This window comes from Williamsia soli (genome assembly GCF_017377795.1).
Lineage (GTDB): Bacteria > Actinomycetota > Actinomycetes > Mycobacteriales > Mycobacteriaceae > Williamsia > Williamsia soli.
Genome location: NZ_JAFRDR010000006.1, coordinates 280,849 through 299,946, shown reverse-complemented (window position 1 = coordinate 299,946; position 19,098 = coordinate 280,849). Strand labels below are relative to the sequence as shown.

The following is a 19,098-nucleotide window of genomic DNA, read 5'->3' as shown; positions in this document are numbered from 1 at the left end:
ACAAGGAGTCCTCTGATGGCCTATACGTTCGACCGCCGGTCCTTTCTTCGGTATTCAATGATCGCCGGCGGCGCCGTGGGCAGCGCGAGCGTTCTCGCCGCCTGTAGTTCCGGCAGCAGCGACAGCGGCGGTGACTCTGCCACCAATCCGAAGGTGCAGTTGTCGTGGCAGAAGAACATCGAGTTCGCGGGCGAGTACTTCGCCATCGAGAACGGCTATTACGAGGCAGCGGGTCTCGGTACCCCCGACCTCATCACCGGCGGTGGCCCGGGCACCGGTGTCGAAACCGGCTTGACGTCCAACAAGGTGTGGATCGGGATGACCGCACCGCAACTCACGGCCCCGGTCATCCTGCAGGGCGCCGCTCTCAAGACCATCGCCGCGACCTTCCAGAAGAACCCCTTCTGCATCGTCTCCGGCGCGCAGACGCCGATCCTGTCGCCGCAAGAGATGAAGGGCAAGAAGATCGGTGTCCAGGCGTCCAACGAGAACGTCTTCAAGGCGCTGCTGACGGCCAACGGAATGGTCGAGTCCGATGTCCAGAAGATCACCGTCCAGTACGACCCGACCCCGCTGACCACCGGAGAGGTCGACGGCTGGGTGTCGTATGTGACGAACGAACCGATCACGCTGGCCGAGGGTGGATTCCCGAACGCCAACTTCTTGTTCGCCGACTTCAACCTCCCGCTGGTCGCCGAGACCCTCGTGGTCCGGCAGGAGACCATCGACAACGAGCGCGACAAGCTCAAGGCATTCCTGAAAGCCGACATCCAGGGCTGGTACGACGCGGTGGCCGATCCCGCGAAGTCCGCGGAACTCGCGGTCACCAAGTACGGCAAAGACCTCGGACTCGAGATCGGTGAGCAGACCAAGGAGGCCGAGGCCCAGAATCTGCTGATCGTCAGCGACGACAGCAAGGCCAACGGTCTGCTGACCATGACGCCCGCGCTGATCGACCTGAACATCGAGGCACTGGCCAAGGCCGGCTACGAGATCACTGCGGAGCAACTCTTCGACATGTCGCTCATCCAGGAGGTCTACGCCGAGAACCCAGACCTCAAGAAGGCCATCTGACACAGAGCTTCTCACCGGGCGCTTGATACGTTCCGTGCATGCCGATTCGCGAAGAAGTCCTGGGCCGCACCCTGATCGTCCACCTGGACCGAGAGGCCAAACGGAACGCCATCAACGTGGAGATGGCGCTGGGGATCAGCGCGGCCCTCGACCGACTCGATGACGACGACTCGCTGTGGGCGGGGATCATCACGGGCACACCGAACGTCTTCTGCGCGGGCACGGACCTCAGAGACGGCGCCGGGGCCCGCACCGATCGCGGTGGCGAGTACGGAGTCATCCGGCGTCAGCGGATCAAGCCGCTGATCGCTGCGGTCGAGGGTCCATGCATGGGTGGAGGGCTCGAGATCGCGTTGGCGTGCGACCTCATCGTCGCGTCCACAACGGCGCGGATGGCCCTACCTGAGACCCGGCGTGGTCTCGTTGCCACCTCGGGGGCGCTTTTCCGGGTCACCCGCGCGCTGCCGCCCAACATTGCCCGGCAACTGCTGATCACCGGCGCAGGGCTGACCGCGCAGCGCGCGTACGACCTGGGCCTGGTGAACGTGGTCAGCGAGCCCGGGCAGGCGCTGGCGGACGCCCAAGTGCTCGCCGACGACATCAACGCCTCCGGGCCCGTCGCCGTGCGCGCGACCCTGGCTGCATTGAACGAACAGTACGAAGCGGCCGACGCCGCCGGCTGGGATGCGACAGGGCGGGCCCAGGAGAAAATTCTCGCGTCCGACGACATGCGCGAAGGCATCGATGCGTTCTTCGAGAAGCGGCCGCCGGAATGGACGGCCCGGTAGCCTCCGTGCCCCGCAGTGCCGCCGAGCGTGCCGATATCGTCGTCGAGCGTGCCGTAGATGTCGTCGAGCGGGCCCTAGGACAGGCTGTTGTAACGGTCCAGGGCAACCTGGCGTTCGGTCTTGTGATCGACGATCGGCTCGGGATAGTCGTCGGGTCGTGCATCGCCCGGCTCGTGCACTGCGGAACCTTTGATCTCCCGTAGTTCCGGCACCCAGCGACGCACGTAATCGCCGGAGGGGTCGAACTTCTTGCCTTGTGTGGTCGGGTTGAAGACGCGAAAGTAGGGCGCGGCGTCGGTGCCGCAACCGGCCACCCACTGCCAGCCGTGCTGGTTGCTCGCCATGTCGCCGTCGGTGAGTTGATCGAGGAACCAGGCGGCTCCGCGCTGCCACGGCAGGTGCAGATCTTTGACCAGGAACGAGCCGACGATCATCCGCAGCCGGTTGTGCATGAAACCACTACCCGACAGCTGTCGCATCCCGGCGTCGACGATCGGGTAGCCGGTCTTGCCTTGGCGCCAAGCGTCGAAGTCAGCATCGGCGTCCTTGCCCGAATCATGTTCGATAGCATCGAATTTCTTGTTCAGGTTCCACCAACTACTGTCGGGACGCTGATGCAGGACGTCTGCGTAGAAGTCCCGGAACGCCAGCTCGCGGATGTACGCCGCGCGGCCTTTGCCGTCGCCGTTCTCGAGATCGGCGAGTAGGGCCCGCGGGTGGATGTTGCCGAACTTGAGGTATGCCGACATCCGGCTCGTCGACGCGTGGTCGGGGCGATTCCGGTCGTCGTCGTACCCGCTGATGTCGTCTGCCATGAACTCCGCGAACCTCGCATACGCTGCCCGCTCGCCGGCCGGGATGTCCAACTCAGCCTTGGACTTTGGGATCTTGATGGAACGTATCCCGGACACATCATCGGGTGTGAGCCACGTTGCGCTGTCGACGCCGGTGTCTGCGGGGTCGCGCCAACCGTGCTCACGCCACTTCCGGAAGTACGGGGTGAACACCCGGTATCGTTCGCCATCGTCCTTGAGTACGCGTCCGGGCGCGACGGCGTAGGGCGAGCCTTCGGCTCTGAGAGGAATCTCGCCCAGGGCCTCCTTCACCTTGCCATCGCGGCGCGTGCCGTACGGCGAGTAGTCCGCGCTGATGTGTACGGCCTCGGCGTCGACCGCCTTGGCGATCTTCGGGATGACCTTCTCTGCCTCGCCGCGCACGACGAGCAGAGATCCGTCGAGCTGATCCTCGATGTCGCGCAGCGAGTCGTAGAGAAATGACAAACGGCGATCCCCTGATGACGCCTCGAGCGTGGGGTCGAGGACGAAGCACGCCAGCACCTGCCGTCCCTGCGCTGTCAGCAACGGGGGCAGATCACTGAGTCGCAGGTCGCGGCGTAACCACAGGACGATCGGTTGTTCGCTCATCACACCATCCTGCCGAAAACGTTCACGGAAGTGACCTACCCGTGCCCGCTTGCCTCGAAACGGCACGCTCGACGGCGTTATTGGCACGGTCGACGCACGGAAGAGCACGCTCGACGCACGCAACGGCACGCTCGGCGTCCGGAAAAGCACGCTCGACGCACGCAACGGCACGCTCGACGCACGCACAACAAAGCTCAGGCGAGCAAAAACAAAACCCTCAATGATGCGACTTGTTCGGCGGCCGCAGCAGCAGATCGATCACCAGCGCCGTCCACCCGGTTTGGTGGCCGGCTCCCAGTCCGGCTCCGTTGTCGCCGTGAAAGTACTCGTTGAACAGCAGGTTGTCTTTCCAGGCCGGGTCTGTCTGGAGGATGTCGGTCCCGCCGTAGACGGGGCGTCTGCCGTTCGCATCGGGTAGCCAGATGGAGATGAGGCGTTCGGCCATGTCGTGGGCGATCTCGAAGAAGCTCAGTTCGTCGTCCGATCCGGTCGGATAGTGGATCCGGGTCTCCTCGCCGAAGAATCGCCCGTATTGCACCATGGCGCGAATGGCGAGGTAGTTGATCGGGAACCAGATCGGGCCGCGCCAGTTCGAGTTGCCACCGAACATGGCGGTTCGTGATTCGGCGGGTTCGTAGTCGATCACCGCACCCGCCTCGTTGGGTAGGACGTACGGCACCTCGTACTTCTTCGACACCGAACGCAGGCCGTAGGGCGAGAGCATCGCGTTTTCGTCGAACACGGTGTGCAACAGTCGTTGTAGCTGGTCGGAGGTCAGCACCGACAGCAGTATCCGGGTGTGGCCGGCTGCGTCGGTCCGGAATCGCCACGATCGGCGCTCTCGTTTCTCGAGGTTGCTGAACCGTCGCTGGAAGCGTTTTCGAAGGCGGCCCGCGCGGGTCGCATCGTGGAGTGGCACCGTGGCCGCGGCGAGCGCCGGGATCACCCCGACGAGTGATTGCACCTTGATGGCCGAGGAGTTTCCGGCGGAGTCGGTGAACCGGTCGTAGTAGAAGCCGTCCTCCTGGTCGTGCAGGCCCGACTTCTCGAGTGCTTCCCCGATCAGGGCGAACTGCTCGAGGAACTTGATGACCATGTCCTCGTAAACCGAGTCGGTATCGGCGAGATGTTGGGCGATGCTGAGCATGGCGGCCGAATAGAACGCCATCCAGCCCGTGCCATCGGACTGTTCCAGCGTGGCGCCGGGTGGCAGGTGTGACCGGTCGACCGGGCTGATGTTGTCGAGGCCGAGGAACCCACCTCCGAAGATGTTGTTGCCCTCCGGATCTTCCCGGTTGAGCCACCAGGTGAAGTTGAGCAGCAATTTCTGGAAGACTCGCTCGAGGAACTGTACGTCGGTGCCACCGTCGATGATGAAGACCCGCAGGGCAGCGAGCGCGTGGACGGGCGGATTGACGTCGTCGAAGTTCCATTCGTAGGCCGGCAGCGCGCCGTTGGGATGCTGAAACCACTCCCGCAGCAGCACGACGAGCTGGTACTTGGCGAACGCCGGATCCAGATGGGCCCAGGGAATCGTGTGAAAAGCCAGGTCCCACGCGGCAAACCACGGGTACTCCCAGGGGTCCGGCATGGCCAGGATGTCTCGGGCGTCGAGGTGTCGCCAGCCTTCGTTGCGCACAGCCTTGTGCCCGGCCGGTGGCGGCGGTTCCCCCGGATCACCGTCGAGCCAGCGGCTCACGTCGTAGGAATACATCTGCTTGCTCCAGATCAACCCGGCGCTGGCCTGGGTGACGATCCGCATCCGCTCGGTGTCGATGTCATCCGGTGCGAGCGCGGCGTAGAACTCGTCGGCGTCCGCCTGCCGCGCATCCTGGGTTTCCTCGAATGAGGTTCCCGCCCAATCGATATCGTGTGCTGCGGAGTCCGCATCGGAGAGTCGGAGCCGGAGCTGCACCGTCTGCCCCGCCGGCACCGCGAGCCGGTAATGCCACGCCGCCTTGGTGCCGGTGCGGTTCGGGTTGACGGTGGCGGCACCGGAGACCACGTGGTCGTTGATACCGTCCTTCGGATAGGCAGAGATCGGGTCGCCGCCGAAGATCTTGGGGATGTTGGTCTCGTTGTCGCAGAACAGGATCTGTGGCCGCGTCCCATCACTCGCCGGCGCGGCCTGCAGGCGGTACCCGCCGAGTCGATGATGATCGAGCACCACCGCGTCACCGCTGAACGACAATCCCGGGATCTCCGACATGCCTGCCACCCGCCAGGAATTGCGGAACCATCCGGTCGGCAGCACATCGATGGTCGCCTCATCGGGTCCGTTGTTGGTGACGTCGACCTGCATCAGAAGGTCGGTCGGACTCGCCTTCGCGTAGGTGACGTCGACAATCCAGAAGCGGCTGTCGTCGAAGATCCCTGTGTCGAGCAGCTCGTACTCGAAGTCCTCCCGGCCGCGTCTGGCGTTCTCCGCGATCAGATCCGCGTACGGGAACTCGGCCTGCGGGTAGTGGTAGCGCCATTGCAGCAGTGCGTGACTGGGCAGTCCCTGCAGATACCACCAGTACTCTTTCACATCCTCACCGTGGTTACCCTGTGGTCCGGTGAGGCCGAACATCCGCTCTTTCAGGATGGGGTCGACGCCGTTCCAGAGCGATAGCGCCAGGCAGAAGTCGTGGGCGATGTCGGAGATTCCCGCCATCCCGTCCTCGTTCCAGCGATACGCGCGCGACCGGGCGTGGTCGTGCGGGAAGTACGACCACGCGTCGCCGTCGGCGCTGTAGTCCTCTCGCACTGTGCCCCATGCCCGTTCGGACAGGTACGGACCCCACTCGTACCAGGGGTTCGCGTCGTGCAAGCCGTCCTCGAGGCGGCCGGTGGCCTCCGCCAGTCTCCCGTGTTCGACGGTGCCGGTCGGTGGCTTACGGTGCTCGTTCACGCGCGCTCCTCAGATGATGCCGGGTCGATCGGGTCGATGCGCAGCAGATGCCACAGCCATGGGCCGAGTTCGACGAACATGCCCCCGCGTAGGTCGTCGCCCTTTCGGGTGAACCGCAGGTCCCTGGTGTCGTCGACCAGTTCGAACTCCTTGCCACGCAGGTCGTCCCAGTCGATACTCACCGCTGCGCTGGCTGTCTCCGCACTCAGGTTGACCACAACGAGCCACCGTGACGAAGAGGTCGAGTCCCGCTTCGCTTGATCTCCGGTCAACCCCGTCCATGTCCACGCGATGAGGTCCTGCGACGTCGGGTTGTCGGGCCAGCCGCGGGTCTCGCAGAGTTCCCATCGTCCCGTTCGGAATGTGTTGTCCTGCAGCACCGTGAGCAATCGTCGATAGAAGTCGCCGAGCTCCCGATCGTCCGGTTGATGGGGATAGCGTCCCAACTGCACCGGCAGCCGCGTGGTCCGGCCCTGCAGTTGCCCGTCGTGGATCAGCCGGGCTCCCAGCGTCGTGAATGCTGTCACCGCTGCGACACGCTGCTGGTCGTCGTCGAACACCGCTGCCGCACGCGGCTCGTCGTGATTTTCGAGGAATCGGATCAGTCCGCTCTGGTACCGGCGGTCGTCGGCCAGCAGACCACGCACCGGGTCAGCGCCCTCCTGCGCCACCAGCCTGTCGTACAGGCCCTTGTCGTAGCAATGGTCGAATCCCTGATCCTGCAGCGCGGCCTCGAGGTCCCAGTAGGCCTCCGCGATGAACACGAACTCCGGGTGCTCACGTCGAACGGCCCGAATGACCACTGGCCAGTACTCGTTTCGTGGTCTGGGTCCGGCACGGTCGCCCCACGTCCTGGCGAAGACGTCGCTCATCATGAGCATCGCCATGTCGCAGCGGACACCGTCGCACTGCGATGCGATCTGCAGCAGCGTATCGATGGCCGCCGTCCGGAGCAGCGGTGAGAACGCATTGAGCTGGACCACATCCGTCCACGCTGCGAAGTAGGGGTCTTTGCCGTTGGCGAGGACCTGCCCGTCCACCTCGAGGTAGGACAACGGATCCTGCTGCAGTTCATCGGTCGTGCCGTGGATGAAGACCTCCGGATGAGCAGCCACCCAGGGGTGATCGGCAGCCACGTGATTCGGTACGAAATCGAGGATCAGCGACAGTCCGCGCCGAGCCAGTTCGGCGCGGGCCCGCGCGAGTCCGTCCGGACCCCCGAGATGGTCGTCGACGACATATTCACGGACCGCGTACGGGGAGCCGACCACGTCCTCGGGGGTGTAGTCCGGCAGGGCTTCGCCGAAGGTGTCGACGAGTCCGTTGTCAGACAAAGCGATCGCGATGCCGGCCGGACTCCGCCGCCACACGCCCATCAGCCAGACGGCGTCGCAGCCGGTCGCCGCGACGGCATCCCACTCCTCGGCGGGTACCGCACCGAGCCCGACGTCGCGGCCGTATCGCTCGCCGACGTCATGCAGCCAGGGCCAGGTGTTGATCTCGTAGACGAAGGGGTTCGCGATCACCCTGCAAATCTATCCCGACGCCAAATGCCCTGCGCGTGAACCGCGCAGGGCATGTGGAAGAGCTGTTGATCCGGGTCTAGCCGACGCCCAGCAGGTCGATCACGAAGACCAGGGTCTTACCGGACAACCGGTGTCCGGCGCCTTCGGGGCCGTATGCCAGCAGCGGCGGCACGATGAGCTGGCGCCGTCCGCCGACCTTCATACCCGGGATGCCTTCTTGCCAGCCGGGGATGAGCCGGTCGAGCGGGAAGTTGGCCGACTGGCCGCGGTTCCAGGAGGAGTCGAACTCCTCACCGGTCTCGAACTCGACGCCGACGTAGTGCACGTCGACGATGCCGCCTGCGACGGCTTCGGCGCCCTCACCGACGGTGATGTCGGTGGCGACCAGCTCGGTCGGGGCGGGGCCTTGCGGGAACTCGATCTCAGGTTTAGTCATGGCTTCAGCGTTGATCCATATTCAGGTAGTCGCGTTCGGTGTAGCCGGTGTAGATCTGCCGCGGACGGCCGATCTTTCCGGTCGGGTCGGTGTTCATCTCACGCCAGTGCGCGATCCAACCGGGCAGCCGGCCCAGAGCGAACAGCACAGTGAACATCCGGGTCGGGAAGCCCATCGCACGGTAGATCAAGCCCGTGTAGAAGTCCACATTCGGGTACAGCTTGCGAGAGATGAAGTAGTCGTCGGACAGGGCCACTTCCTCGAGCCCCTTGGCGATGTCGAGCAGGTCATCGTTGACTCCGAGGAGTTCGAGGATCTGGTCGGCAGTCTCTTTGACGATCGCAGCGCGCGGGTCGTAGTTCTTGTATACGCGGTGTCCGAAGCCCATGAGCTTCACACCGTCTTCCTTGTTCTTGACCTTGTTCATGAACTCCTTGGTGTCGCCACCGGAGGCCTTGATCTCGTCGAGCATCTCGAGCACGGCCTGGTTGGCGCCACCGTGTAGCGGGCCCCAGAGTGCGTTGATGCCGCCGGAGATCGACGTGAACAGGTTGGCCTGCGACGAGCCCACCAGGCGCACAGTCGAGGTCGAGCAGTTCTGCTCGTGGTCGGCATGCAGGATGAACAGCATGTCGAGGGCTTTGACCACGTCGGGATTGACGACATAGGGCTCTGCCGGGAAGCCGAAGGTCATGCGGAGGAAGTTCTCGACGAGGTTGAGCGAGTTGTCCGGGTAGAGGAACGGCTGCCCGACCGACTTCTTGTACGCGTACGCAGCGATCGTCGGCAGCTTCGCCAGCAGGCGGATCGTCGAGAGCTCGACCTGCTCGGGGTCTTTCGGATCCAGCGAGTCCTGGTAGTAGGCACTCAGCGCATTGACCGCGCTGGAGAGTACCGGCATGGGGTGTGCGTTGCGAGGGAATCCGTCGAAGAACCGTTTGAGATCTTCGTGCAACAGCGTGTGGCGCTGGATCTTGTCCGTGAACTCGGCGAGCTCGGATGGGGTCGGCAGTTCACCGTTGATGAGTAGGTAGCTCACCTCGAGGAAGCTCGAGCCCTTGGCGAGTTGCTCGATCGGGTAGCCCCGGTAACGCAGGATGCCGGCATCACCGTCGATGTAGGTGATCGCCGACTTGGTCGACGCGGTGTTGACGAATCCGCCATCGAATGTGGTCAGTCCGGTCTCGGCAAGGAACTTGCCCAATCCGACGCCGTCGCTACCCTCGGTCGCCTTGACGATGGGAAGCTTGATCTCTCCACCGGGATACACGAACGAGGCGTTGGCCTCCGTTGCGTTTCCATTGGCAGACACTGTTTCGGCGGACACTTGGTCCTCCCCTTTTCGACGGGCTGCACCGGTCTCGTGAACCGGTGCAGGTGTTTGACCTCCGGGGTCGCCCGAACTGGTCGCGCGATCCGCCTAACAACCTAGTCGGTTTAAAGCTCGCCCGCCCATGGAGGGTCTGCCCCGGGCCGCGAGACGGTCACCGCCGCGGCGGTGGCCGCGAAACCCATGGCCTCCGACCAGTCACTTTGCGACATCTGCCGAACTGAGCGCGGCTCCAGCAGCCGGTGCGTATCGAGCCAGTGGAGCAGCGCACCACAAATCGTGTCCCCGGCGCCGATGGTGTCGACGACGGTGGCGGCGGGCGCAGGAACCTCGACCGAGAACCTCTCGGTGAGGACGCTCAGACCCTCGGCTCCGCGAGTGATCAGCACTGCACCGACCCCCGCCTCGACCCACTGCTCCGGCCCGTCGCCGCCCGGGGTGAGCCACTCCGCGTCATCGTCGGAGACCTTGAGGATGTCCAGGGAGGGCAACCAAGAAGCGAACCGGGTCCGATACGCGTCGGGGTCGTCGATGACACCCGCGCGGATGTTGGGGTCGAGCAGGGTCAACCGGCCCTCGGCGTGACTGCGGTGCAGCAGTGCCTCGTAGACGCTCGCGCCGGGCTCGAGCACCATCGACAAGGTGCCGAAAGCCAGCGCACCGACCGTGCGGGGCAACTCACCCGGGTCCACGACGAGGCGGTCGGCGGTGTTCTCGAGGTAGAAGCTGTACTGGGCGGACCCGTCCTCGGCGATACTCGTCAGGGCGAGGGTGGTGGACTCGGAACCCCGCTGCAGCAGAGACAGATTCACCCCTGCCGCCCGGAGCGCATGGGCGAGCGCGTCACCGTACGGATCGTTCGACAACCGCGAGATCAGGGACACCGCAGAGCCGAGACGCCCCAGGGTGATGGCCACGTTGAACGGCCCACCACCGAGCGCGGGGACCAACGGGCTGAGCGGGCCTGCGCCCGCGGGCACCAGGTCGACCAGTCCTTCCCCGCAGACAACGATTTCCTTCACCGCGCACCCATTCCAGTCAGTCGCTCCCGGTCATCGGAAATTGTCCCCTGCGCCGCGGTAGCGCAAACCCCACCGCCCCGTCCAGATCTGACCCGGTTCCAGTTCGATCAGATCGGTGCCGCTCGCGAGGGCGTTCGGCGGCGCCGTCATCGGCTCGATGGCCACCGCGCGGCCACGACCCGGATACGGCTGGTCATGCGCGGGATCGGCGGTAAAAGCCTGCACCCATGGAAAATTGAGGTCGGTCCACAGCTCCGTCGCGTCCCCGTCCGGACCGATCAGTCGATGCGTGATGAAGCCCGCCACGTCCGCCATATCGGTGAACGGAGTGTCGAGCCAATGCCCCGAGACCGGTTGAGGTCTGGAGAAATCGAAGTCGGTGCCCGCCGCGTCGACCGGGGGACCGTCAGGCAGCTGACGCTCGGGGTCGAGGGGCTGATACTTGCGTGCCGCCAGTTGCAGCTCGCAATCGTCGGCGGGGACATCACCGAGTCGCACGAATGTGTGCTGCCCCAGGGCGTATGGAGCTCTTTGTCTCCCGGAGTTCGTGGCGGTGTGCGTGACCGTCAGCCCGCCGGCGTCCAGCGAGTATGTGACGGTCAGCTGCAGATCGAATGGCCAGCCCGGATGTTGCCCGACCGCGATCCCCAGCGTGACCGAGGACCCGGTGGTGTCGAGAACGTTCCAGTCGACCATCCGAACGAAACCGTGGTTGGCATTGTTGCGGGCGGCTTCGGTGATCGGCAGTTCATAGCTCTGGCCGTCGTAGGTGTAGCGACCGTCGCCGGTGCGATTGGGCCACGGCGCGAGGACCAGTCCACAGGACAGCGGGGGCTTGACCCCCGGCTCGATCTCCCAGGTCTCGGTGAGCAGCCGATCGCCCCACCGCACCGCCCTCAGGCCGGCACCCGTGCTCGCGATCTGTGCGCTGTATCCATTCGCTTCGATGCTGTGACCGGCCACCGGTGCAGTCTAGCGGGCAAAGATCTGAGGCTGTAGCATTCGCCACTTGCCTTGCATCAGGCCGACTGCGGCACTCTGTTAGTCTTCCGCCATCCATGCAAGCAAATCCCGGGGGGGTATTGGGTGGCACAAGAACTGCGAGCAGACAATCGGGCACTCCACAGCGCGTCAGTGAGCCTGCAGACGGCAGCCGAGGTAGCGCAAACCGGCATCCGTCAGAATAGCGACGGCATCGCCGAGGCCATCAGTTGCTGGCCGGGGCGGTCGCGGGGAGCGATGAAAGCCCTCGGTGTGAGCTGGGATGCATCAGTGGCATCGATCACTCAGAGAATTGATTATCTCGGAGCTTCCGTTTCGGACGCGCGAAGGGCTTTTGAAAGAGTCGACGACGACGAAGCAGCCACGATCCATTCGAGCCGCCCCGCGTGACAATCACGTTGTCTCAGATTGACTCGTGGGAAATCGAATCAATTGAAGAGGTATTCGATCGGTGCACGCGAATCCGGGACGAATGCGTTCGCCTGGACGACACCCTGAAGGATGTCGGACGACTTGAAGGATGGGGTGGGGCAGCTGCATTGGCCGCCGAGAATTCGCTCGGCAGGACCCGTGTCGACGTCGGGGATTTGATGGCCCAATCGGTACAGATCCGGCGAGCGGTCAACAATGTCGAGTCAGAGGTCGAATCCGTAAAACTCAGACTGGATGGCGCAAGGGCGACTGCCCGTCACGAATCTCTACTCATCGCCGACGACGGTGTCGTTTCAGAGGACACGTCCAAGAGGCCCACAACGGACGGGTGGACTCTGCGAGCTATCGAGCGCTACACCGCCCACAAGGCGCAGCAGATCGAGAGATTGCAAGCAGACATCGATTCCATCCTCAGAGCCGCTGACGATGCGGACGGAGACCTCGCGGCCGCCATTCTGGGTGCCACAGGCCAGGTTGCCGTATACGAATCCAACCGAGATCAAACCGATCGCGATGCTTTCCGAAAGACCTTTCACCGGGATCCAGTGACCGAGACCGACTGGCGAACCGCCGCGATGCTGAACACAACGGCTTACAAACCCGACTCCAAAGGAGTCAGATCAGAGGTCGTCGTCTCGAAAATTCAGCCGGTGCCCGGACAGGGAACAGTCAAGTTGGGTCTATTCATCCCCAACGAAATGGTATTCAACATCCCGGACGGGGATCTCGGTGACGACCGAGGGTTCGACAAGAACTTCGGTCCCGAAAACACTCGAGCGACCGTTTACATCGACTACGAAAACGGAATCGTGATCACACGACAGAATCCGTCAATCCAAAGTGACGGACAGGTAAGGGTCGAGGCTCCATCCGCAAAAACCTGGCAGCTGCCCGATGGGACCGTGATGGTCGACTACAGAGCGGAGAACGCTTTCGCTCCTCCCGGATCGGAGGTAGTCGATCGAATCGTACGAGGGAAGGTCATCGTGACACCGGGTCCGGACGGCCCCGCCCTTTACGGCAACATCGGCGACTACCCGTCTGCGGAGGCATACTCAGAACGCGAAGGCGTACCAACGCTGCTCACCGATGACGCCGACAATAAAAGTCAACATGGTCCGCTTCTGGAACTCGGAAGCTATCACATCGTCGGAGAAAGACCGGAGGGATTCGACGAACTGTTCGAAAACAAGGCCGGTCCGGGAAGTCGAGCGGTTGTTCCCCATTTACGAGTGGACGGAACGACCTCGGGGGCGCCGTCGGATCCACCGCAGACAATTGTTGTGCAATAACAATGAGACACAAAGTCGGGCGACGGGTGCGAATGTCCGGATGGCTGATATCCAACCTCACGACCATCGTGGTGGCAGGGGTCGCCATCGGCATCGGGGCACGGTACTCGCGGCATCATCCCTCCTTCGAAGGCCTGCATCACCCCATTTCAGTAGTCGTCGTAGCCGGTGTGGCCGACGCTGCGATTCTCTTCGTGGTTCGACGTTTTCGCATGAACGGGCTGCTCGCCGTCGTCCACGGCGCCTGCTTCGCCGTCGTTTTGATTGCAGCCATTCCGGCCGCCAACTCGTTGTTCGGATGGGGATGAGCGACCGAGCACATTTCGGCCCGTGGACGCAGCCTGGAATCGTCCTGGGGCTTGTGATCGGGACAGTTGGATATTTCGTCACCCCCGTTATCTGGTTGGCATTCTTCGCGGCGCTGGTTGGGTTGAACGCACGAAAGCCACGGCCGGCACAGGTTTCGTGCGGTGTATTGCTGTTATTCCCGATCCTGGTCGTAGCCTTGCTGATCTACGCAGCCTGACGACCGCTAGCGTGAGCGGCAACGAGGTGAACGGCGATGCGTGAGCTGCCAGCGGGAGATGCGTTGCTGCATCGACTTCACGACCGAGTCGGGTCCGCTAGCGACAAAGCGACCATCGAGGCGGTAGTGCGCTACTACGCGCCGAACTCGAAGTTCCGCCGCCCCTGGCGGGACTACGCATCTAACTGGCGATCCTCGGTGGCATCGACGTCGCACCGGTGTGCTGGGTTCGCGCTCGGCCGACCGACTGTCCAGACTCGGCCCGCCGACACTGCAGGCCGCCGATAAACTGGCGGTCGGAGGCCTCGCCGGACCATGGCCGTCCGCGACCCATGCTCCGGGGGAGATGCCCACCCCCGACGCCCCTGTGACCTTGCACGCCTCTCCCCCGGCCCCGGGTCGACCGAGTCAGCAAACCGCGCGCCCTCTACACCAGCACGTGGCGAGTGAACCACGAGTCCGATCGCATCGGCGTCCGCATCGACCGGCGACCGGCAGCTGGGACACCACGGGGACGGCGACCTGGCGTCCGGCTGCGCTGGGTTCGATTCAGCTCCCACTGACTTCGCGATCGTTGACAATCGGGTTGAGACGGATCTAGAGTTTCGTCTCAGACAGCTTGTCGATGGAAGGTGCCGCCCGTGACCGACGTCCACGAATCCGAACAGATCTCGCAGCCGAGTCCGGCCGAACCCGCACCCCTGGGACCGGATTCGGTGACCTGGAAGTTCTTCGGGGGCTGGCACGGCATGTTGATAGGCCTCTGGTCCGGATCGATGCAGAACATGCACCCGAAGCTGGGTGCCGCGGTCTGGGAGCACTCGGACTTCTTCGGCGAACGCTGGCAACGCCTCAACCGCTCGCTGTACCCGATCATCGGGGTCGTCTTCGACGGCACCACCGACACCGGCCGCGAGGTCCGCGATTATCACCGCGAGATCAAGGGCGCGATGCCCGACGGCAGCCGCTATCACGCCCTCGATCCCGACGTCTTCTACTGGGCTCACGCCACGTTCTGGTACGGCAACATCCGGTGCGCGGAGGTGTTCGGACCGCCGATCACCGAGGCCGAAAAGCGGGAGCTCTTCGAGGAATCGCGGATCTGGTATTCGATGTACGGCGTGAGCACCCGGCCCTGCCCCGACACCTACGAGGAGTTCCTCGAGTACTGGGACCACATGTGCCGCAACGTGCTCGAAGATCATCCTGCCGTGCGAACCGTGCTCGACATCTCCGAGCTACCGCCGCCGCCATGGATGGCGCGCCTGCCCAGGCCCGTGTGGAAGGTGATGGTCAAGCCGACCGAGAAGTTCTTCACCTGGCTGACCGTCGGGCTGTATCACCCGGCCGTCCGCGAGATGATGGGCTTCACGTGGTCGGATGCGGACGAACGCCGATTCCGGCGGTTCGGCAAGGCCGTCAACATGTTCATGCACGCACTGCCCGAGCGATACCGGAAACATCCGCGCTGCCGCGACGCGTGGGATCGCCTCGCCGGCACGGTGCCCGTCGACGCACCACTGCTCGAGACGCCGACCCGCAACCTGCCGCCCGAGGCGGTGCGCGGCGGATCGATGCACTATTGCCCGGTCACCACAGCCCGGCGGGCGAATCTGCCCTGGCAGGCCAACGAGACCGGGGAATGTCCCGTCGCACATTGATCGCCGCATCCCCCACCCGTTTTTGTACGAACCACCAGCAATTGCGGCTGGGAGGCGCGAAACGGGTGGGCGGCATGCGCAGTTTTCTCGCATAGTGTTAGCGACAACACAGGCATTTGTCGGCGTGGCGCGTTAACATCGTGGCCTGCGTTTTCGACTCCTTATCAGTACGAGAACAGCGCAGCGCGGTAACAACTGCGGTCTGCGGATACTGATCGACCTGGCGATATCGGCCGAATGCCCTAAACTCACCCGGAGCATTCCGGCAGTCGAGTAACTGTGGCCCCACCAGGGCCGACCCAGGCAAGAAGTCGCATGCGGAGGACCTATGACGATCACGACCGAGAAAGCACCCCTGACCCTGCAGAAGGTGTCGCTCACCACCGAGGCGGCCCGCATCGGGGCCACCGCGTGGCAAGCCGTGTGCGGTGGAGCCCGCTTCGCCGCTCGCGTGCCCGGAGCGGGTGACCTGGCCTCCAAGGGCGCCGGGGAGACTCGCAACACGTTCGCAGCGCTCGGCCCGACCTACGTCAAACTGGGGCAGCTCATCGCGTCGAGTCCCGGGGTGTTCCCCAAGGTCCTCTCCGATGAGTTCCGCACGCTCCTCGACCGGGTGCCGGCCGCCGACCCCACCGAGGTCCGGGCATTGCTGACGGCCCAGCTCGGCAGCGACCCCGACGAGATCTTCGCCGAGTTCGATCCCGAGCCGATCGCGTCGGCGTCGATCTCCCAGGTCCACACCGCCACTCTCCTGACCGGCGAGTCCGTCGTCGTCAAGATCCAGCGTCCCGGCATCAAGTCCAGGCTTGCTGCCGACCTGCAAATCCTGCAGCGGACGGCCGCCATCGCGGAGTTCTCGTCGTACGGTCGCATGCTCAGCGCCAAGGCCGTCATCGAGGACTTCACGGCAAACCTCAATTCCGAGCTCGACTTCCGCACCGAGGCCGCGACCATGGAGGAGTGGACGAGCGCCATCTCCGGCTCGCGTTTCGCCGACAAGGTTCGTGTCCCGCAGGTGTATTGGGACTACACAACCGAGAAGGTGCTCACCCTCGAATACGTCGACGCCGTACGCATCGACGACGTCAAGGCCATCCGCCGAGCGGGTCACGACCCTGCCGCGATCGTCAAGACCCTGCTGATGTCGTTGCTCGAGTCCGCGTTCACCGACGGCATCTTCCACGGCGACCTTCATGCCGGGAACGTGTTGGTCGACGCGCAGGGTCGAATTGTGTTCCTGGACTGGGGCATCGTCGGCCGCTTCGACGATGAGACCCGGATGATCGTGCGTTCGCTGCTCGGCAACATGATGCGCAGCGACTACGAAGCCGCCGGCCAGGCACTGGCCTCCATGGGCACGTTCGGCAAGCCCGGAACCGTTCGGGAGACCGCCAAGGACCTGCGCAGGGTCGCGGCGCCGATCGGCGGCACCGAGCTCGGCGACATGTCCTACGCGAACCTCGGCAGGCAGCTGGCCGCGATGGCCAAGACCTACGACGCCCGGCTCCCCCGCGAGCTCGTCCTCGTCGGCAAGCAGTTGCTGTACGTCGAGCGGTACATGAAGCTGCTGGCCCCGCGCTGGAAGGCGATGTCGGATCCGATGGTCGTCGGCTACACCGCCGGACTCCTCAAAGACTCGAGCCGGGCCCGCACCACCGCCGCCCGGTAACCCCGGAAATGGGTCCTTTTGGCGGAGCCGACCTGCGGGTTTGTTCGCCAAAACGACCCATTATCGGGGGTCGCGGGTGATGCGGTAGCGGACGAACGCCGGGATCGCGAGGGCTGCGATCACGGTGCCGATGACGACGAGAACACCGCCGCCCGCGGTCGCCACTGCAGTACCCACCGAGGCCGCTGCGGCGCCATGAGCGACGTCGGCGATCCGGGGTCCGCCGGCCACCACCACGATGAAGACGCCCTGCAAGCGGCCGCGGACCTCGTCGCTCGCCGCGGCCTGCAGCATCGACTGGCGGAAAGCCGCCGAGGCCATGTCCGCGGCTCCGCCGATCATCAACAGGGTGACCGCGACCGGCAGCATGGGAAGTGCCGTGCCACCGGCGAATCCGACACTGACGCCGACCCCGATGATGGCCACGCCCCAGATCAGGATGCAGATGATGACGGCGCGACCCTGCCGTTCGACGCGGGAGACCCACCCGGAGAAGACACCGCCGATCACCGACCCGATGGCGATCGCGGAGAACAACAGCGCGAACGCGACACCACCGCCGTCGGGACCGCCGAAACTCTCATGAGCCATCTGCGGGAACAATGCCCGCGGCATGCCGAAGATCATCGCTATGAGGTCCACCAGGAAGGACGCCATCAGGACCTTGTGCCCGGCGAGATAGCGGAATCCGTCGATCACGGATTTGAGTCCGGGAGTCTGCGCCTTGGTGAGTCCATCACCCGGCCGCAGCGACGGCAGCCGTATGACGGCCCACATCGTCGCGAACAAGAACAGTGCGTCGACGAAGTAGAGGAGCGAATAACCGAGGATGGGGATCATCGCACCGCCCACCAGCGGCCCGGCGATGGCGCCGGCCTGCATCACCGTCATGTTCAGTGAGTTCGCGGCGGGTAACTGCGCCACCGGCAACAACTTCGGGAGGATCGCGGTGCGGGTCGGCTGATTGACGGCGAAAAATGCCTGCTGGACCGCGAACAGACACAGGATCAGCCAGGCGTTGCCGAACCCGAGGAACGACTGCACGAAAAACAGTGCGCTGGTACCGATCAGGCCGATGGTCGTGATGATGAGCAGGATGCGGCGATCCATCGCGTCGGCCAGGGCGCCGCCCCAGAGTCCGAACACCACCAGCGGGACCAGGCCGAACAGACCCGTCAATCCGACGTACGCGGAGCTTCCGGTGAGTTGATAGATCTGCGCCGGGACCGCGACGACGGTGAGTTGCGCGCCGATGACGGTGACGATGTTCGCCCACCACAGCCGCCGGAAATCCGGCTGCGCGAGCGGAGTGGTGTCGGCGAGGAAGCGGCGGGCCACCTACGGCTGCAGTCGCACTGCGGACCACCGGCCGTCGACCAGGGTGGCGCGAACCCGATTGTGCAAGCGGTTCGCCCGGCCCTGCCAGAACTCGACCTCGGTCGGCACGAGCCGATATCCGCCCCAGCGCGGCGGCACCGGCACCGGTTGATCACCGTCGGGGCCACCGAATTCGGCAGCGGTCCGGGCAGCCTTGTCCTCCAGAGCCTGGCGAGACTCGATCGGCTCGGACTGCGCGGACGAATATGCACTCAGCTGCGAACCGCGCGGGCGTTTGACCCAGTAGTTCTCGGTCTGCTCGGCAGGGATCACCTCGACGGCTCCACGGAAATGCACCTGCCGTTCCATCGCGATCCACGGGAACGTCACCGACGCATACGGGACTGCCGCGAGATGGGCACCCTTGTCGGAGTCGTAGCCGGTGAAGAAAACAACGCCCGCCGCGTCGGCGCCTTTGCACAGGACCGTCCGGGTCGACGGATGACCATCGGCATCGACGGTGCCGAGCACCATCGCGTTGGGTTCGGCGACACCGGCATCGATGGCCTCGTGCAGCCACTGAGAGAACAGTGCTGTCCAGGGCGGATCACCGGCCAGCCAGCTCGGATCGAGGTTCCCTTTCACCCCATCCTTGCCCGCGGCATCGTCGCCGCCGCTTACCGCGTAGGACACCCGCATGTTCGCC

The 19,098-nt window shown here is 64.4% G+C and carries 16 protein-coding genes; 7 read left to right on the top strand and 9 right to left on the bottom strand.

What is annotated here, in order from left to right:
* Positions 1-15 precede the first annotated feature (15 nt).
* Entirely contained in the window at positions 16-1,074 is a 1,059-nt protein-coding gene (locus tag J3S28_RS18040; protein ID WP_207842085.1) for an ABC transporter substrate-binding protein, read from the top strand.
* A 38-nt stretch (positions 1,075-1,112) separates the two neighbouring features.
* Positions 1,113-1,862, top strand: a complete 750-nt coding sequence (locus J3S28_RS18035; RefSeq protein WP_207842084.1) for an enoyl-CoA hydratase-related protein — start codon at positions 1,113-1,115, stop codon at positions 1,860-1,862.
* A gap of 74 nt (positions 1,863-1,936) precedes the next feature.
* On the opposite strand, the gene J3S28_RS18030 is transcribed toward J3S28_RS18035, so the two are convergent.
* The 7 genes from J3S28_RS18030 to J3S28_RS18000 all read right to left on the bottom strand — a co-directional run bounded on the left by J3S28_RS18030 (position 1,937) and on the right by J3S28_RS18000 (position 11,456).
* Positions 1,937-3,286 (bottom strand): cryptochrome/photolyase family protein, encoded by a 1,350-nt coding sequence (locus J3S28_RS18030; protein WP_207842083.1) that lies wholly within the window; start codon positions 3,284-3,286, stop codon positions 1,937-1,939.
* Positions 3,287-3,503: 217 nt separating this feature from the next.
* Positions 3,504-6,179 carry an MGH1-like glycoside hydrolase domain-containing protein gene (locus tag J3S28_RS18025; protein WP_207842082.1) on the bottom strand — a complete coding sequence of 892 codons (2,676 nt, stop codon included), beginning with the start codon at positions 6,177-6,179 and terminating at the stop codon, positions 3,504-3,506.
* Entirely contained in the window at positions 6,176-7,705 is a 1,530-nt protein-coding gene (locus J3S28_RS18020) for an alpha-amylase family protein (RefSeq protein ID WP_207842081.1), read from the bottom strand. Before J3S28_RS18020 ends, J3S28_RS18025 begins: the two co-directional genes overlap by 4 nt.
* A 76-nt stretch (positions 7,706-7,781) precedes the next feature.
* Positions 7,782-8,141, bottom strand: coding sequence for an FKBP-type peptidyl-prolyl cis-trans isomerase (locus J3S28_RS18015; RefSeq protein ID WP_084835735.1), 360 nt, complete (start codon positions 8,139-8,141; stop codon positions 7,782-7,784).
* A gap of 4 nt (positions 8,142-8,145) precedes the next feature.
* Positions 8,146-9,468 carry a citrate synthase gene (locus tag J3S28_RS18010; protein WP_207842080.1) on the bottom strand — a complete coding sequence of 441 codons (1,323 nt, stop codon included), beginning with the start codon at positions 9,466-9,468 and terminating at the stop codon, positions 8,146-8,148.
* A gap of 110 nt (positions 9,469-9,578) precedes the next feature.
* Complete coding sequence (locus tag J3S28_RS18005) at positions 9,579-10,493, bottom strand: carbohydrate kinase family protein (RefSeq protein ID WP_207842079.1); 915 nt, start codon at positions 10,491-10,493, stop codon at positions 9,579-9,581.
* 30 nt (positions 10,494-10,523) lie between these two features.
* A complete protein-coding gene (locus tag J3S28_RS18000; protein ID WP_207842078.1) occupies positions 10,524-11,456 on the bottom strand; it encodes an aldose 1-epimerase family protein in 933 nt (310 codons plus the stop codon).
* 171 nt (positions 11,457-11,627) lie between these two features.
* Between J3S28_RS18000 and J3S28_RS17995 the strand changes: the two genes are divergently transcribed.
* From J3S28_RS17995 to J3S28_RS17975, 5 genes are all read left to right on the top strand, one after another.
* Entirely contained in the window at positions 11,628-11,885 is a 258-nt protein-coding gene (locus J3S28_RS17995) for a hypothetical protein (protein WP_207842077.1), read from the top strand.
* Positions 11,882-13,219: a hypothetical protein gene (locus J3S28_RS17990; protein WP_207842076.1), complete on the top strand. Its 1,338-nt coding sequence runs from the start codon at positions 11,882-11,884 to the stop codon at positions 13,217-13,219. The genes J3S28_RS17995 and J3S28_RS17990 overlap by 4 nt, the downstream gene beginning before the upstream one ends.
* A 32-nt stretch (positions 13,220-13,251) precedes the next feature.
* Positions 13,252-13,527 carry a hypothetical protein gene (locus J3S28_RS17985; protein WP_207842075.1) on the top strand — a complete coding sequence of 92 codons (276 nt, stop codon included), beginning with the start codon at positions 13,252-13,254 and terminating at the stop codon, positions 13,525-13,527.
* 859 nt (positions 13,528-14,386) lie between these two features.
* Positions 14,387-15,406 carry an oxygenase MpaB family protein gene (locus J3S28_RS17980; RefSeq protein WP_307797235.1) on the top strand — a complete coding sequence of 340 codons (1,020 nt, stop codon included), beginning with the start codon at positions 14,387-14,389 and terminating at the stop codon, positions 15,404-15,406.
* A 328-nt stretch (positions 15,407-15,734) separates the two neighbouring features.
* On the top strand, positions 15,735-17,075 hold the full coding sequence (locus tag J3S28_RS17975) for an ABC1 kinase family protein (protein ID WP_207842073.1): 1,341 nt from the start codon (positions 15,735-15,737) through the stop codon (positions 17,073-17,075).
* Between the two features lie 60 nt (positions 17,076-17,135).
* Here the strand turns inward: J3S28_RS17975 and J3S28_RS17970 are convergent, their stop codons facing one another.
* Positions 17,136-18,413, bottom strand: a complete 1,278-nt coding sequence (locus J3S28_RS17970; RefSeq protein ID WP_207842072.1) for an MFS transporter — start codon at positions 18,411-18,413, stop codon at positions 17,136-17,138.
* Positions 18,414-19,091, bottom strand: a complete 678-nt coding sequence (pdxH, locus tag J3S28_RS17965; RefSeq protein WP_207842186.1) for a pyridoxamine 5'-phosphate oxidase — start codon at positions 19,089-19,091, stop codon at positions 18,414-18,416.
* Between the last annotated feature and the right edge of the window lie 7 nt (positions 19,092-19,098).

Bases quoted from the DNA above. Each gene is read 5' to 3' on its own strand.
- J3S28_RS18040 (WP_207842085.1), top strand. From the start codon at position 16: ATGGCCTATACGTTCGACCGCCGGTCCTTTCTTCGGTATTCAATGATC.
- J3S28_RS18035 (WP_207842084.1), top strand. From the start codon at position 1,113: ATGCCGATTCGCGAAGAAGTCCTGGGCCGCACCCTGATCGTCCACCTG.
- J3S28_RS18030 (WP_207842083.1), bottom strand. From the start codon at position 3,286: ATGAGCGAACAACCGATCGTCCTGTGGTTACGCCGCGACCTGCGACTC.
- J3S28_RS18015 (WP_084835735.1), bottom strand. From the start codon at position 8,141: ATGACTAAACCTGAGATCGAGTTCCCGCAAGGCCCCGCCCCGACCGAG.
- J3S28_RS17985 (WP_207842075.1), top strand. From the start codon at position 13,252: ATGTCCGGATGGCTGATATCCAACCTCACGACCATCGTGGTGGCAGGG.
- J3S28_RS17975 (WP_207842073.1), top strand. From the start codon at position 15,735: ATGACGATCACGACCGAGAAAGCACCCCTGACCCTGCAGAAGGTGTCG.
- pdxH (WP_207842186.1), bottom strand. From the start codon at position 19,091: ATGCGGGTGTCCTACGCGGTAAGCGGCGGCGACGATGCCGCGGGCAAG.